The organism is Janthinobacterium agaricidamnosum NBRC 102515 = DSM 9628 (assembly GCF_000723165.1).
GTDB classification, from domain to species: domain Bacteria; phylum Pseudomonadota; class Gammaproteobacteria; order Burkholderiales; family Burkholderiaceae_D; genus Janthinobacterium; species Janthinobacterium agaricidamnosum.
The window spans coordinates 4,237,251-4,252,567 of the sequence record NZ_HG322949.1 but is presented as its reverse complement, the minus strand read 5'-3'; the positions used below and the strand labels follow the sequence as shown (position 1 = coordinate 4,252,567).

15 protein-coding genes are annotated in these 15,317 nt (G+C 59.2%); 5 read left to right on the top strand and 10 right to left on the bottom strand.

Translation table 11 applies throughout. From position 1 onward, the window contains the following. Position 1: 1 nt before the first annotated feature. Together GJA_RS18240 and GJA_RS18235 are read left to right on the top strand one after the other, a co-directional pair. The gene (locus GJA_RS18240; protein WP_038494996.1) at positions 2–379 is read left to right on the top strand and encodes a sirohydrochlorin chelatase; all 378 of its coding nucleotides are present in this window, start codon (positions 2–4) and stop codon (positions 377–379) included. Between the two features lie 7 nt (positions 380–386). Continuing rightward, positions 387–1,361: a Stealth CR1 domain-containing protein gene (locus GJA_RS18235; protein ID WP_051781081.1), complete on the top strand. Its 975-nt coding sequence runs from the start codon at positions 387–389 to the stop codon at positions 1,359–1,361. A 9-nt stretch (positions 1,362–1,370) separates the two neighbouring features. Here the strand turns inward: GJA_RS18235 and cobA are convergent, their stop codons facing one another. Genes cobA through GJA_RS18200 form a run of 7 tightly spaced genes read right to left on the bottom strand, consistent with a single transcriptional unit; the run spans position 1,371 to position 8,224 of the window. Continuing rightward, positions 1,371–2,153 carry a uroporphyrinogen-III C-methyltransferase gene (gene cobA / locus GJA_RS18230; RefSeq protein ID WP_038494993.1) on the bottom strand — a complete coding sequence of 261 codons (783 nt, stop codon included), beginning with the start codon at positions 2,151–2,153 and terminating at the stop codon, positions 1,371–1,373. Positions 2,154–2,166: 13 nt separating this feature from the next. Then, on the bottom strand, positions 2,167–3,483 hold the full coding sequence (locus GJA_RS18225) for a sulfate adenylyltransferase subunit 1 (RefSeq protein WP_038494990.1): 1,317 nt from the start codon (positions 3,481–3,483) through the stop codon (positions 2,167–2,169). Continuing rightward, a complete protein-coding gene (cysD, locus tag GJA_RS18220) occupies positions 3,483–4,394 on the bottom strand; it encodes a sulfate adenylyltransferase subunit CysD (protein ID WP_038494987.1) in 912 nt (303 codons plus the stop codon). The genes GJA_RS18225 and cysD overlap by 1 nt, the downstream gene beginning before the upstream one ends. Before the next feature lie 35 nt (positions 4,395–4,429). Further along, positions 4,430–5,146 (bottom strand): phosphoadenylyl-sulfate reductase, encoded by a 717-nt coding sequence (locus GJA_RS18215; RefSeq protein WP_038494983.1) that lies wholly within the window; start codon positions 5,144–5,146, stop codon positions 4,430–4,432. An 11-nt stretch (positions 5,147–5,157) separates the two neighbouring features. Continuing rightward, positions 5,158–5,718, bottom strand: coding sequence for a DUF934 domain-containing protein (locus tag GJA_RS18210; protein ID WP_038494980.1), 561 nt, complete (start codon positions 5,716–5,718; stop codon positions 5,158–5,160). After that, positions 5,711–7,399, bottom strand: a complete 1,689-nt coding sequence (locus tag GJA_RS18205) for a nitrite/sulfite reductase (protein WP_038494979.1) — start codon at positions 7,397–7,399, stop codon at positions 5,711–5,713. Before GJA_RS18205 ends, GJA_RS18210 begins: the two co-directional genes overlap by 8 nt. A gap of 51 nt (positions 7,400–7,450) precedes the next feature. Then, positions 7,451–8,224, bottom strand: coding sequence for a sulfite exporter TauE/SafE family protein (locus GJA_RS18200; RefSeq protein WP_038494976.1), 774 nt, complete (start codon positions 8,222–8,224; stop codon positions 7,451–7,453). A 166-nt stretch (positions 8,225–8,390) separates the two neighbouring features. Between GJA_RS18200 and GJA_RS18195 the strand changes: the two genes are divergently transcribed. The 3 genes from GJA_RS18195 (at position 8,391) to GJA_RS18185 (ending at position 11,222) form a co-directional block, all read left to right on the top strand. Next, positions 8,391–9,332 carry a CysB family HTH-type transcriptional regulator gene (locus GJA_RS18195; protein WP_038500349.1) on the top strand — a complete coding sequence of 314 codons (942 nt, stop codon included), beginning with the start codon at positions 8,391–8,393 and terminating at the stop codon, positions 9,330–9,332. A gap of 54 nt (positions 9,333–9,386) precedes the next feature. Next, on the top strand, positions 9,387–10,034 hold the full coding sequence (locus GJA_RS18190) for a class I SAM-dependent methyltransferase (RefSeq protein WP_038494974.1): 648 nt from the start codon (positions 9,387–9,389) through the stop codon (positions 10,032–10,034). A 243-nt stretch (positions 10,035–10,277) separates the two neighbouring features. Then, the gene (locus tag GJA_RS18185) at positions 10,278–11,222 is read left to right on the top strand and encodes a porin (RefSeq protein ID WP_038494972.1); all 945 of its coding nucleotides are present in this window, start codon (positions 10,278–10,280) and stop codon (positions 11,220–11,222) included. A 57-nt stretch (positions 11,223–11,279) separates the two neighbouring features. Here GJA_RS18185 and GJA_RS18180 read toward each other — a convergent pair whose 3' ends face one another. From GJA_RS18180 to GJA_RS18170, 3 genes are all read right to left on the bottom strand, one after another. Beyond that, positions 11,280–12,467 (bottom strand): PAS domain-containing sensor histidine kinase, encoded by a 1,188-nt coding sequence (locus GJA_RS18180; RefSeq protein ID WP_051781078.1) that lies wholly within the window; start codon positions 12,465–12,467, stop codon positions 11,280–11,282. Between the two features lie 129 nt (positions 12,468–12,596). Beyond that, positions 12,597–13,355 (bottom strand): LytR/AlgR family response regulator transcription factor, encoded by a 759-nt coding sequence (locus GJA_RS18175; protein WP_038494969.1) that lies wholly within the window; start codon positions 13,353–13,355, stop codon positions 12,597–12,599. A gap of 60 nt (positions 13,356–13,415) precedes the next feature. After that, positions 13,416–14,747, bottom strand: coding sequence for a sensor histidine kinase (locus tag GJA_RS18170; protein ID WP_038494966.1), 1,332 nt, complete (start codon positions 14,745–14,747; stop codon positions 13,416–13,418). Positions 14,748–15,317 lie beyond the last annotated feature (570 nt).

Here is a 15,317-nt window from a genome sequence, read left to right as displayed (position 1 = left end):
GATGAACCAGCGCGCACTGATCCTGTTCGCCCACGGCGCCCGCGCCGCGTCCTGGGCCGCCCCGTTCGAGCGCTTGCGCGACCTGGCGCAAGCCCGCCTGCCCGACACCGTGGTGGCGTTGGCGTTCCTGGAATTAATGACGCCGCGCCTGCCGGAACTGGTGGCCGAACTGGCCGCCACCGGCGCCGTTGATATCACCGTGGTGCCGGTATTCCTGGGCCAGGGCGGCCACGTCTTGCGCGACTTGCCGTTGATGATAGATCAATTGCGGCTGGATCACCCGCGACTGGCGATCAAGGTGGTCGAGGCGGCCGGCGAAAACGCCGCGGTGCTGGCCGCGCTGGCCGATTATTGCGTCAGTTCCGCCGTATCGGATTGAACGCCGCATGAACATGGGGCAAACGGCGATCGACATCGTCTATCTGTGGGTCGACGGCGCCGATCCGGACTGGCGCGCACGGCGCCAGTCGGCGTATGCCGAATGGCTGCGCGCGCATCCCGAACAGCTGGCGCTGTATGGCAACGTGGCAGGGCGCTACCGCGACAATGGCGAACTGATGTTCAACCTGCGCGCGCTGGAAAAATTCTTTCCCGGCCACGGCCGCGTCTACCTGGTCACCGACCGCCAGACACCGGCCTGGCTGCGCCCCTCCGGCCGGCTGACCATCATCGACCATGCGCAGCTGATACCCGAGGCGGCGCGGCCGGTATTCGACTCCGGCCATATCGAATCGTACCTGCACCATATCGACGGTTTGTCGGAACGTTTCATTTACTTTAACGACGACGTGTTTTTTGGCGCGCCATTCGATCCCGCGCTGTGGTTCGGCCAGCGCCTGACGGTGTTTACCGAAGCCGCGGCCGTCGCCCATGGCGACGCCTTGTCGGCCGACGCGCCGGCGCCGGTGAATGGCGCGGTGCTGTCGCAGCAGTGGCTATCCGCGCAGTACCCGGATTACCGCCATCAGCCACGCTTGTATTCGCATGCGCCGCGGCCGATGCTGAAAAGTGCGATGCAGGAGCTGGAACGCCTGGCGCCGGAGTTGTTCCGCCAGGTGCGTTCGACGGTATTTCGCAGCTGGCGCGTGCCGCCGCTGGTGTCGGACCTGGTCCCGCGCTGGATGGTGCACAGGGGCTATGCGCAGCAGCAAGTGCTCGATCCGCTGTATATCAGCAGCGGCGCGGCCGATGCATCGGCCCAGTTCGACATGTTGAAGGAAAAGTTCGGCGCGCTGCCGTTTTTCTGCATCAACGACACCTGCGATGACGCGGAAGACAACGATCCGCGCCTGCTGCTGATCGCCGACACCCTGGCCCGGCTGCTGCCGCAGCCGTCGTCGTTCGAGTATCCGCGGGAGTAAAACGCCGGCTCAGGCGGCGCTGGCCTGTCCGGCTAGTTGAGCGCCTTGCCGGTCCAGGCTGAAATCCTGGTGCGCGCGGCTGGCCATCGCCTGACCCAGCATCACCAGCACCGGACCGTGCGCTTCGCCCAGGCCGTGGACCAGGCTGCCCAGCGCCAGGCGCCGCACGCGCTGGTCCGGGCGGCTGCAATTTTCGATCACCACCACCGGCGTGTCGGCGCCGCGGCCTTGCTCCAGCAAGCGCCGCGCGGTGGCGATCGCTTCGCGTCCGCCCATGTATTGCACCAGCGTGTCGCAGTCGGGAATCGCGGCCTGGTCCGGCTGGTCGGGCGCGGTGCTGGATGTGAAAAACGCCACGCTGCGCGCCACGCCGCGCTTGGTCAGCGGCTGCTTGGTGGCGGCCGCCGCCGCCAGCGCGGTGGTAATGCCGGGCACCACTTCGACTTCGATGCCGGCTTCTTCCAGTGCGCGCAATTCCTCGTCGGCGCGGCCGAACATCATCGGGTCGCCGCCTTTCAGGCGCACCACCCGCGCGAATTTTTGCGCGTTGTCGATCAATTGCTTGTTGATGAACGCTTGCGCCGTCGACAGCTGGCCGCAGCGCTTGCCGACCAGGATCTTGTGCGCTTGCGGGCACAGCTCCAGCATCTCGTCAGTCACCAATGCGTCGTGCAGCACCACGTCGGCTTGCGCCAGCAGGCGCGCGCCGCGCAGCGTCATCAAGTCTTGCGCGCCGGGACCGGCGCCGATCAGCCAGACCTTGCCAAGGGAAGTAGCGGTGGAGTGTGTCATATGATTGCCTGTCTCAGTCGATCCGTATCATTCCGGCGGCGACGGTCTGGTGCGTTACTTCATCGATCAGGATAAACGCGCCCGTGGCGCGGATATCGTCGTACGCGTCGGCCGCCAGCGGCTGTTGCACGGTCAGCGCGATGCGCGCGATGTCGTTCAGTTTCAGGCCGTCGGCCGGGTGGCGCTGCTGGGTGTTGATGTCGAGCAGGCTGTCGATCGCCGTCACCTTGGCCGCGCTCTGTTTGGTGCCGTGCTTGATCCAGTATTTGCGGCGCAGGTCGAGTCCGTCTTCCGACAGCCAGCACACGTCCGCCGTCAATTGCTTGAGCAGCGTGGCCGGGCGGTCGGCGCCGGCCAGCATGTCGCCGCGCGAAATATCCAGGTACTCGTTGAGCAGCAGCGTCACCGACTGGCCCACCACCGCCGTCGGCAGCGAGCCGTCCAGCGTGACGATATCCTTGACGGTCGCGCTGTGGCCCGACGGCTGCACCAGCAGCCGGTCGCCGATGCTGACCTTGCCGGCCTCGATGCGGCCCATGTAGCCGCGGAAGTCGTTCGCTTCGTGGCCGTTATGGCGCGCCACCAGCTGCACCGGGAAGCGGAAGGGCGCGTCGTGCGAATCGTCGTAGACCGACAGCGATTCCAGCAGTTCGATCAGCGTCGGACCCTGGTACCAGCCCAGCTTGTCGCCGCGCTCGACCACGTTGTCGCCGCTCAGCGCCGACAGCGGAATCGGCGTGATGTCTTTCAAGCCCAGGCTCAGCGCGAATGCGCGGTAGGCCGCGACGATGCGGTTATAGATGGTTTCATCGTAGCCGACCAGGTCCATCTTGTTGACCGCCACCACCACGTGCTCGATTTGCAGCAGGTGGGCGATGGTCGAATGGCGCTTGGTCTGTATCAGCAAATCGACGCTGCCGTCGTCGCCCAGCTTGACTTTCGAGACGTCGATCAGGATGATCACCGCGTCGGCGGTCGAGGCGCCGGTGACCATATTGCGCGTGTATTGTTCGTGGCCCGGCGTGTCGGCGATGATGAACTTGCGTTTCGGCGTCGCGAAATAACGGTAGGCCACATCGATCGTGATGCCTTGTTCGCGTTCCGCTTCCAGGCCGTCGGTCAGCAGCGACAGGTCGACCGTGTCGCCGACGGTGCGCTTGTGTTTCGAGCGCGACATCGCGTCGAGCTGGTCGGCGAAGATGCCCTTGCTGTCGAACAGCAGGCGGCCGATCAGCGTGCTTTTGCCGTCATCGACCGAACCGGCCGTGATGAAGCGCAGCAGGCCGCGTTCGGTTTTTTGGTGGGGGACTGGATTGAGCACTGCGTTCATTAGAAATACCCTGCTTTCTTGCGTTTTTCCATCGAGGCTTCCGAGGTCTGGTCGTCCATCCGGGTCGCGCCGCGTTCGGTGATCTGGGTGATGGCGGTTTCGGCGATGATTTGCTCGACCGTCGCCGCATCCGACGATACCGGGCAGGTGCACGAAATATCGCCGACTGTACGGAAGCGCACGGTTTGCGTTTCCACCGTTTCGCCGTCGCGGGCCGGGGTCAGGTCGGTCAGCGGCACCAGCAAGCCGTTGCGCGGGATCACCTGGCGTTGGTGGGCGAAATAAATCGGCGGCAATTCCAGTTTTTCGCGGGCGATGTATTGCCACACGTCGAGCTCGGTCCAGTTCGAGATCGGGAATACGCGCATGTTTTCGCCCGGATGCACGCGGGTGTTATACAAGTCCCACAATTCCGGACGCTGCGCCTTCGGATCCCATTGGCCGAATTCGTCGCGGAAGGAAAAGATGCGTTCCTTGGCGCGGGCTTTTTCTTCATCGCGGCGCGCGCCGCCGATGCAGGCGTCGAACTGGTGTTCGGCGATGGTTTCCAGCAAGGTTACCGCTTGCGCCGCATTGCGCGAATCGGTGGCCGGGTTGCGCAGGCGTACCGTGCCGCGCTTGATCGATTCCTCGACCGAACCGACGATCAGGCGTTCGCCCAGTTGCGCCACCTTTTTGTCGCGGAAGGTGATCACTTCGTCGAAGTTGTGGCCGGTGTCGATATGCACCAGGGGGAAAGGGAACTTGCCAGGGCGGAAGGCTTTTTCAGCCAGGCGCAGCAAGACCACCGAATCCTTGCCACCCGAAAACAGCAGCGCGGGATTGGCCGATTCGGCCGCGACTTCGCGCATGATGTGGATCGCTTCCGATTCGAGGCTATCGAGGTGACGCTCGTTCAATATGGTATTCATAAGCCAGTCTTTATTGGTTTTTTAAAGCGGTTGGTTCAAGCTGCCACGGATTTGATGCGTATCAGCTTGCCGTCCACCATGTGCAAGCCGCATTCCTTGGAATCCGGGTTTTCCCACCACCAGCGGCCGGCGCGCACATCTTCGCCCGGTTCGATGGCGCGGGTGCAGGGCTGGCAGCCGATCGATGGATAACCCTGGTCATGCAGCGCATTGTAGGGCACATTGTTGTCACGAATATATTGCCACACATCTTGTTCCGACCAGTCGGCCAGCGGATTGAACTTGGCCATGCCGTGCGCGGTATCGTCTTCCTGCACATGCAATTCGGCGCGGGTGGCCGATTGCGCGCGGCGCTGGCCGGTGACCCAGGCCTTGTTGCCGGCCAGCGCGCGGCCCAGCGGCTCGACCTTGCGGATGCGGCAGCATTCGCGGCGCATTTCGATACTGTCGTAAAAGGCGTTGATGCCATGCTGTTCGACATAAGCCGCCACGGCTTCCGGTCGCGGCCGGTACAGGCTAATGTCGCTGCCGTAGGTATCCTTGACCTGGTCCAGCACGGCCAGCGTTTCCGCATGCAAACGACCGGTCTCCAGTGAAAAGATAGCGATCGGCAGTTTCGCCTTCAAGATCATGTCGGTCAGCACCATGTCTTCGGCAGCCAGGCTGGAGGCGAACACGGCCGGCGAAAAGTCGGCGGCGATGCGGGCCAGCGTGGCCTGGCTATCCGCCACCAGTTGAGGTAAGTCGCTCATCAGGCCAGTCCTCAGATGCCGGCGGCATTATTGATGTCGGGGTTCTGGCCTTCACGGTGGTGACGGCGGAACAGCGGCGCTTTTTGATCCCATGACGCCTGGTAGGTTTCGGAAAAGACCGACAAGCCTTTCAGGGCGTCATGGATGCTGCGGTCCGGCCGCGTGTCGTAGGCGTTGAAGCCGACCCGGTGCATCGAAAACAACTGGTCGCGCAACACATCGCCGATGGCCCGCAATTCCCCCTTGAAACCGAGGCGCGAACGCAGGTTGAAGGCGATCGAATACCCCCGGCCATCGGTGAATTTCGGGAAGTCGACGCCGATCACGGCCAATTTCTCGACATCGCCTGCCAGGGTTTCCGGCCGCTCGTCGCTAGCCAGCCACACGCCGATGTCCGGCAAGCGTGTTTCTAAAACAGCGCGCTGGGCCAGCCAGACGGCCAGCGGCACGATGACCTTGCCGGCCGGCACTTCAATCGTGTCGGCGGCCTGGCCTTCGTCCAGCCGCAGCAAGCCAAAGTCATTGGCGACCACGGCGCGGTCCTTGATGATTTCCGGGCGTACTTCAAACATATTCGTCTTCTCCTACCAGGTTGCCGACCTTGATCGGCGTTGCATACACATATTCCTTGAACGGGGCGAGGCCGAGACGCTGCGCGGTGTCGACAAAACGTTCGTCTTCATAACGTTCGCGGACATACACTTGCAGCAAACGGTCGACCACTTCCGGCATTTGCTGGGCGGAGAACGATGGTCCGATGATCTTGCCGATGGCGGCTTTATTACCCTGCGAGCCGCCGATCGACACTTGATACCATTCGCTGCCATCCTTGTCGACGCCCAGCACGCCGATGCTGCCGACGTGGTGGTGGCCGCAGGCATTGATGCAGCCGGAAATATTCAATTCGATGTCGCCGATGTCGTGCTGGTAATCGATATTGTCGAAACGCTCGGCGATGGCGGCCGCGATCGGCAGCGACTTGGCGTTGGCCAGCGAGCAGAAATCGCCGCCGGGGCAGCAGATCATGTCAGTCAGCAAGCCGATATTCGGCGTCGCCAGGTTATGCGCCTTGGCTTCCAGCCACAGTTGGTACAGTGCCGATTGCTTGACGTCGGCCAGCACCAGGTTTTGCTCATGGGTCACGCGCAATTCGCCGAAGCTGTAACGGTCGGACAGGTCGGCGGCGAAGTCGATTTGCTCGGCGGTCGCGTCGCCCGGCGGCACGCCGGTTTTCTTCAGCGACAGCACCACCGCCGCATAACCCGGGCGCTGGTGCGGCTTGACGTTGCGCAGCAGCCAATTGGCAAAGGCTTTCTTGTCTTCGTGGCCGGCCGCCGGATTGACATCTTCCAGCGTTTCGTAGGCCGGCGGATTGAAATACTGCGCCACGCGGCTCATTTCCTCGACCGTCAGGGTTTCCGGACCGTCTTTCAAATCGACCCATTCCGCTTCGACCTGGCGCGTGAATTCTTCGACGCCTATGGCTTTGAGCAAGATCTTGATGCGCGCCTTGTATTTATTGTCGCGCCGGCCGTACTGGTTGTAGACCCGCATCACGGCTTGCACATAGGTCAGCAAATGTTGCCACGGCAGGAATTCGCGCACCACGCTGCCCAGGATAGGGGTGCGGCCCATGCCGCCGCCGACCATCACCTTGAAGCCGACTTCGCCGGTCTCGTTGCGCACCGCCGTCAAGCCGATGTCGTGCACCGCGATCGCGGCGCGGTCTTCCAGCGCGCCATTGATGGCGACCTTGAACTTGCGCGGCAAGGCGATGAATTCCGGGTGGAAGGTACTCCATTGGCGCAACACTTCGGCGTACGGGCGCGGATCGATGATTTCATCGGCGGCGACACCGGCGTACGGGTCGGATGTTGTATTTCGGATACAGTTACCCGAGGTCTGGATCGCATGCATTTCAACCGAGGCCAGGTCGGTCAGGATATCGGGCGTTTGCTCCAGTGCTATCCAGTTGAACTGGATATTCTGGCGCGTCGTGAAATGGCCATAACCGCGGTCGTATTTGCGGGCGATATGGGCAAACATGCGCATCTGGGCCGAGGACAGCAAGCCGTACGGCACGGCGATGCGCAACATGTAAGCGTGGCGCTGCATGTACAAGCCATTTTGCAGGCGCAGCGGAATGAATTCCTCTTCCGTCAATTCATTCGCGATACGCCGTTCGACCTGGTTGCGGTACTGGGCGATGCGTTCTTTGACGATGAGGTGGTCGTACTGATCGTAGTGATACATAGCTAGTCCTAAATATGTGCCTGAATGAGAGAGTGCGTGTTTGACTTCTTATTAGTAGATCAGCTTGATCGCCACACTGGTCAGCGTCATGGCCAGCAAGACGCGCAGGAATTTTTCCGGTACCGAGCGCGCCACCCACGAACCGAGGGTAATGCCGGGCAGCGAGCCGATCAGCAGCGAAAACAGCAGTGCCCAGTGGATCGAGCCCAGCCACCAGTGGCCGAGCGCGGCAATTGCCGTCAGCGGCACGGCGTAGGCGATGTCGGTGCCAGCCACTTCCGCCGAGCTCATGCTTGGATACAGCAATACCAGTAGTGTTGCGCCAATCGCGCCGGCGCCGATCGACGACACCGTGACCAGCACGCCCAGCACGGCGCCGGAAATGACGGTGGCGCTGGCGAGCTGCTTGCCTTGTAATTGTTTCTCGGGATGGGCGTTCATCCACGCCATCATTTTGCTTTTGAATACCAGGGCGACTACCGTCAGCAATACCGAGCCGGCGATCGAATACCGAATCACCTGGCCTATGCCAGGTGTCAGGGCGCCGAATGATTTCAGCGCCAGCGTCGCTGCCACGGCCGCCGGCAAGGCGCCGCAGCACAGCAGTTTGACGATGTCCCAGCGTACCGTGCCGCGCAAGCGGTGGGTCAGGGTGCCGGCGCTCTTGGTGATCGAAGCGAATGCCAGGTCGGTGCCGACCGCGACCGATGGCGCGACGCCGAACAGCAGGGTCAATAGCGGCGTCATCAACGATCCGCCGCCGACGCCAGTCATTCCTACCAGTAATCCGACCGCAAATCCCGAGACTATATAAGACAAAGTCATGCATGCACCCCCAAAGTACCTGTAATAGTAATAAACTTCGTCTTTATTCCATACTACTTAGTACTCATTTGCTTATATGCGTTATGCGTATAAGCATGAATGCAAAATCACTGCGCAGCGCCGGCCAAGGCCGGTCATGGCGCGATTTTTCCAGGGCAAACCAGCAATGAATCTTCATCAATTGCGCTTCGTGCGCGAAGCGGTCCGCCAGAATTACAACTTGACCGACGCCGCCAAGGCCTTGTTCACGTCGCAGCCGGGGGTCTCGAAAGCCATCATCGAGCTGGAAGAAGAGCTGGGTGTGGATATTTTCACACGCCACGGCAAGCGGATACGCGGCTTGACCGAGCCGGGCCGGCTGGTGCTGGAATCGGTCGAATTGATCATGCAGGAAATCGACAGCCTGAAGCGCATCGGCAAGGAATACGCGGCGCAAGACAGCGGCAGTTTCACGATTGCCACCACGCATACCCAGGCCCGGTATACTCTGCCGAAAGTGGTGCAGGCGTTCATGCTGAAATTCCCGAAGGTGAGATTGTCTTTATTGCAGGGAAATCCGCGCCAGATCGCCGAAATGGTGCAGCGCGACCAGGCCGACCTGGCGATCGCCACCGAATCGATCGCCGCCATCGATGGCTTGATCACGTTACCATGTTACCAATGGGAACATGTGGTGGTGGTGCCGATCGATCATCCCTTGCTGAAATCGAAGTCGCTGACACTGGAAGAAATCGCCGCCTACCCGCTGATTACCTATGACAGCGCATTTGCCGGACGCAACAAAATCGACCATGCGTTCGTGTTGCGCGGCTTGAAGCCGGATATCTTGCTGGAAGCCATAGATGCCGACGTGATCAAGACTTATGTCGAGTTGGGCATGGGCATTGGTATCATAGCGGGCATGGCGTTCGACGCCGAGCGCGACAAAAACCTGCGTGCGATTCCGGTCGGCCACCTGTTCGGCATGAATGTGTCGCGGGTAGCGGTCAAGCAGGGCGCTTATTTGCGCAGCTATATCTACACCTTCATCGAATTATTGACGCCGACGCTGAACCGCAAATTGATCGAACAGGCGATGAGCGGCGACAAGGAACACTACGAGCTTTAAGCCGGCAAGAAATTTCCGGAGAAGTAAATCCACACTATGACAGAGAAGAAACACATGATTACCGACCTAGCCAAATACTACGCAGACATCGCCCAGCAGTACGACAGCGTGTATGCCAAGCCGGAGCGGCTGGATGACCTGGACGACTTGCATGAAAAATTGGAAGAAGTGCTGAGTGGCCATAAAGTATTGGAAATTGCTTGCGGCACCGCGTACTGGACCCAGACCATCGCCGATGTCGCCGAATCGGTGCTGGCCACCGATATCAACCCTGAAATGGTGGAACTGGCCAAAACCCGCGGCCTGGCCGACGATGTGGTGCAATTCAGCCTGGCCGACGCGTTCGATTTGCCAGCCGACATAGGCAGCTTTACTGCCTGTTTCGCCGGTTTCTGGTGGTCGCATGTGAAACGCGAAGACCAGGAAAAATTCCTCGGCCAATTACGGACCAAGCTGGGCAAGGATGTCTTGCTGGTGCTGATCGACAATAACTATGTCGACGGCAGCAGCACGGTGATCGCCCGTACCGATGCCGAAGGCAATACCTATCAATTCCGCACCGGTGACGATGACCAACGTTATGAAGTATTGAAAAACTTCCCGTCGGACAGCACGCTGCGCAAGAAAATGGCGTCCTCGGTACGCGAAATCCGCATCACCCGCCTGGAGTATTACTGGATGCTGAGCTGCCGCCTGAAATAATATGCGGCATTTTTCACGCTGAAATTCGCTGGCGCGTCCTGCGCCAGCCTGACTCTTCCTCTCCGTTTTCTGTTGACGACGCCTTGCGTCAGGCTTTCTTGCGCTGGTCTATTTCTTATTTTATTTCCGTGTGGAAAAACAAAAATGATGTCAATGTCATATTGTTGAAGTATTTAATAGGCATCATCCGACACGGTATCAAGGAAGCAATAATCTTGTTCAACTTAATTTAGAGAATCTCAAGTGAAAAAACTTACTCTGGCAGCACTGATCTTGGCTGGCTTCGCCGCATCGGCGCAGGCGCAATCGAATGTCACCATCTATGGCTTGATCGATCTGGGCCTGGCCAAGACCACCGGCCAATCGACCGTTGAGCGCGAAAACAACGCCTCGCGCCTGGGGTTCAAGGGCACGGAAGAACTCGGCGGCGGCTTGTCGGCAATTTTCAACCTGGAAAACGAAATCCTGGCCGACACCGGCGCGCAAAAAGGCGTATTTTTTGAACGCCAGGCATATGTCGGCTTGAAAGGCGGGTTTGGTACCGCCATCCTCGGCCGCACCAAGAACCTGATCGATGGCACCATCGCCCGCGTCGACCCATTCAATACCTACGGCGTGATTGGCAAGAACAACGAAGCGTTGCTGCGTTCGGGCGTCGGCTCTTCGCGCGTCAACAACGCCATCACCTTCAACAGCCCAAGCTTTGACGGTGTGGTCGGCAGTGTGCAATATGTATTAAGCGAAACCCCGGGCGGCAGCAATGGCGCGCTGGGTTTGCTGACCTACGACAATGGCCCGATCAGTTTGCATGGCGGCTACGAACAAGTGGCGCAAACCGTGGCCAGCACGGTCAAGCCTAATCTGTGGTCGCTCGGCGGCGCGTATAAATTCGGCCCGGCCAAAGTGACCGCGGCCTACACCAAGGGCGACACCAAGGTTGCCACCACCGGAGATTTCCGCTCCTACCTGGTTGGCTTGATCTACACGGCCGGCAATGGCGACGCCAAGGCATCGTATGGCAAGCAACAGCAAAGCAGCAATAAAGTATCGGACCTGGATATCTACAAGGAATACGGCGTCGGTTACGACTACCACCTGTCGAAACGTACCGACCTGTACGCTTACGCCGGCCGCGAGCAAGTCAAGTCGCTGACGTCGTACCAGATCGGCATCGCCCACAAGTTTTAATCCGGCTATTGCGCTGACTGCTACGGCAACTTCGAGGCGTCCTTGCGGGCGCTTTTTTTATGATGTCGGCGATGGCAGCGGCAACAGGATATCGATGCGCGTGCCGCCATCGTCGTGTTGCTCCCCATCGCTGTTGTTGGGACCGATACTGATCGTACCGTGCAAGGCCCAGACCCGCTCGCGCATGCCGAGCAAACCCAGCGATGCGGCTTTTTCCAGGTCGCTGTCTTCGATGCCGAGGCCATCGTCCTGGATCGTGATTTCCAGTTTCGAGTCGAGGCGGTGCAAGGCGATCGTCACATTGTTGGCCTGGGCATGGCGCGCGATATTGGTCAGCGATTCTTGCACGATGCGATAAATCGCGGTACTGAAGGCGTCGTCCAATATCAAGTCCGCTTCATCGGCCAGCAATTCAAAGTGCACCTTATGGCGCTCAAGAAATTCTTGGCGCAAACTTTGCAGTGCGAAGTACAAGCCGCCTTCATCCAGTGCGCGCGGCCGCAGGTTGCTGGCCAGGCGGCGCAGCGAAGTGATCGCGGTGACCAGCAAACCATCCATATTATGCAAGATGCGCGCGGTGTCCGGGCAGTGGGCGGCATGTTGCGCCGCCAGCGTCAGGTCTAGCCGCAAGGTGGCCAATAACTGTCCCAGGTCGTCATGCAATTCGCGCGCGATGTATTTACGCTCTTCTTCGCGGATGGTTTGCAAGGCGGACGACAGTTGCCGCAGTTGCGAAAACGAACGCTCTAGTTGCTCGTGTACTTGTTTGCGTTCGGTAATGTCGCGCACGATGATGGTGTACACGGGGAAACCATGTTCCAGCAAGACTGAAATCGAACCTTCCAGCGGAAATTGTTCGCCACTGGCTTTCAGGCCGCTGACCGCATAATCGGTGACCCGCCTTCCCATCATCCGTAAATTCAGGCCGCTGTCGCCAAAATGCCCCGCGGCCTCATGTTCGCCAAAGGTCCGCAGATCGCGTGGAATGAATTGATCGAGCGCCGCGCCGCGCATCGCGTGCACGGTGCTGCCGAACATCGCCGCCGCCGCCGGATTGGCGCGCAAGATGGTTTGTTGATCGTCGACGGTGATGATCGCATCGCTGGCGCTGTCGATGATGCTGCGGCTGCGATCCGGTTCGGCGCTGTTCTTGCGGATGGCCAGGCGCAAAGCGAGCAGCAGCCCGGCGATCGCCAGCGGCATGGCGCGGTACAGGGATGGCTTGGACTTGCCCGATGCAATCATGGCGTGGCTCCAGTGGCGCGGGGCAATAATAGGAATAACACCACACTAATCTAGCCGTGGGCGTAGATGTTTGATCTGGAACAAGTGCGGAGAGTCGCGCCCCAGGAGCGGGGCGCGCAGGAGGGGGAATTACATTTGTTTGAACAGATGCAAGAAGCTGCGGCTCACTTCCAGCTTGTCCGGCTTGCCTTTGATCAGTACCAGGTGACGGCCGCGAATATCGCGGGTCACGCCTTCGATCGCGTTCACATTCACCAGCGTCGCACGGTGGATTTGCCAGAACAGCGACGGATCAAGCTCTTCCGCCAGGTCGCGCACCGGTTTGCGTATCAGCGCTTCGTATTTGGCGGTTTGCACGCAGGTATATTTTTCGTCGGAACGGAAAAACAGGATTTCCTCGACCGGGATCATGCGCAAATCCTGGCCGATGCTGGCCTGTATCCACTGCAGATAAGTCGGCTTGGCAACGATTTTCTCCGCCAACTGCGACAACATCGCGGTCACGCTGCTATTCAATTCCGCGCCCGGCCTGGCGAGCCGGGTTTTCAAGCGGTCCACCGTGATTTGCAGGCGTTCGCGCTCGGCTGGCTTTAACAGATAATCGACGGCGCCCCGCTCGAACGCTTCCACCGCGTGCACATCGTAGGCGGTGACGAAGACGATGTGGCTTTTATTGCCGATCGCTTGCGCCGCTTCCATGCCGGTCTTGCCAGGCATGCGGATATCGAGAAAAGTAAAGTCCGGCTTTAACTGGTCGACCAGTTCGATGGCTTCGTCGCCATTCTTCGCCTCGCCCAGGATATCGAGTTCAGGCCATACTTCGTTTAGGCTCATGCGCAATTGTTCGCGCATTAATCGTTCATCGTCGGCAATGATGGCTGTAGGCATGATCTGAATGAGGCAGTGAGGTCTGGTGGATGTTGATTATTCAACGAATTGTCGGATTAATCAATCGCTATGTTGTTTGGATAATTGATAAGGTACTTCGATCGCCGCGCACACGCCGCTTGGGTGGTTTTGCGTAATCTGCAAACTGCCTTGTTCGCCATGCAGCAACTTCAGGCGTTCGCGGATAGTCGGCAAGCCGAGGCCGGTGCCATCGCTGGGCACGGCGCCAAATCCCAGTCCATCGTCGGTGACCGAAACGCGCAATTTATTGTGTACCACTTCCGCCAGCACTTTCAGCGTGCCGCCTTCGGGCTTGCATTCGAGGCCATGCTTGATGGCGTTTTCGACCATTGATTGCAGCATCATCGGCGGGAAGGCCGCGCTGCGCAGTCCTTCGGGAACATTGAAGTCGACGGTCAGGCGTTCTTCCATGCGCATCTTTAACAGATCCAGGTAAGCCAGCACCATGTCGGCTTCCCGGCCCAGGTTGGTAATCAGGGTGTTGTCCCGCATTTGCGGCAATACCGCGCGCAGATACATGATCAGGCTGCGCTGCATTGCCGAGGCGCGCGGGGGATTGGTCTGTATCAAGTGTTCTACCGACGCCAGTGTATTAAACAGGAAGTGCGGTTCGACTTGCGCCTGCATCATTTGCATCTTTGCTTCGCTCAGCTGGCGCTGCATCGATTCGCGCTCGGCGGCGGCGTTGGCCGTGATGGTTTCCGCTTCGGCCCGCTTCTTGCCGCCGACCAGGGCCTTGGTCGCAAACAGCGCCAAGACCAGCAAGGACACAAAACTCTTGAACCAGGTCGACGCCTGCTTATGGTAGCGGCTGACCTTTTGTTCGGCCGCGTCGTCCACCGCTTCTTCGATCGCGTTCGATAACTCTTCGCTGATTTGCGGCGGCAAGTCGATGTGTACCGAATTGCCGGATTCGTCGGTCGTGAACGGCGACACCGGTTTGGCCGGTTTCGCCGGCTTGGCTGGACGGGCCGGCTGGGCTGGTGGTTCCGGCGGTGCAACCTTGCCATCGCTCGACTCGTCGTTTTCGCTACCGCCATCTTCGCTGTCGACACTTGGGGTGTCAACTGTGCTGCGCCGATTCTTGCTGTTGCGCGGATTGAAATGAATGCCGGTGTCATCGATCAAGATATTGGTTTCACCATTGGCGCGATTGCCGCGCTTGTTTGGCTTGCTGGAAACTTCAGGAATCGGCTCGGAAGAAAACAATTCATCCTGCAAGATCGAACCGGCGATCAGTGCCAGGGCCGCAAAGAGAAAGAATTTCCACCATGAAAGCTGCGTGACCCACGTTGCCGTTGCGTCGAAGCCGCGGTGTATCCATGCCGCGAGCGTCTTCAATATGGCTGGTGCTTTAGAGATAGCAAACATGTAGATACTTTCAAATGCAAATTAGTCGATGCAACTGGTAAGGCAAGTGTAACTGAAGCTGGCGGTGCTTTTATGGCATCGGCCTTGCCTGCTCCGGTAGCGTATGCCGATGTTGTCACTGTAAATAAAGAGCGCTCTGCACGCCATCCAATTGCGACAGCCTGCAAGAATCAGGGCCTGGAGTGAGCGCAGGGCGTATCAAACCGTGCTGTGCGCTAAAAAAACTTGCGCTCCCACAGGGCCTTTGCTATAGTTCGCCCCCTCGCAGAACGCCGCATGCAAATGCAAAGTGAAGCGGGGATAAAAAGAGGGTTGACGAAACAAGCGAAACGCTTCATACTCTTCCTTCTTCGCAGCTGACAAACACAACGCTTTGTCGATAGCGCGAAAGCGGTACGGAATTCGGTTCTTTAACAATTAACAGTCGATAAGTGTGGGCGTTTGATGCCAGTGCAGCGTTGCTTAGGCAATGTCAAACTACAAGCATTAAATGCTCACAAGAAGTAATTGAAATAGGACGCTTTGAAAAAAGTGGCCTGTCAGTATTTTGAGTGAGCGACCTGTCAGAAA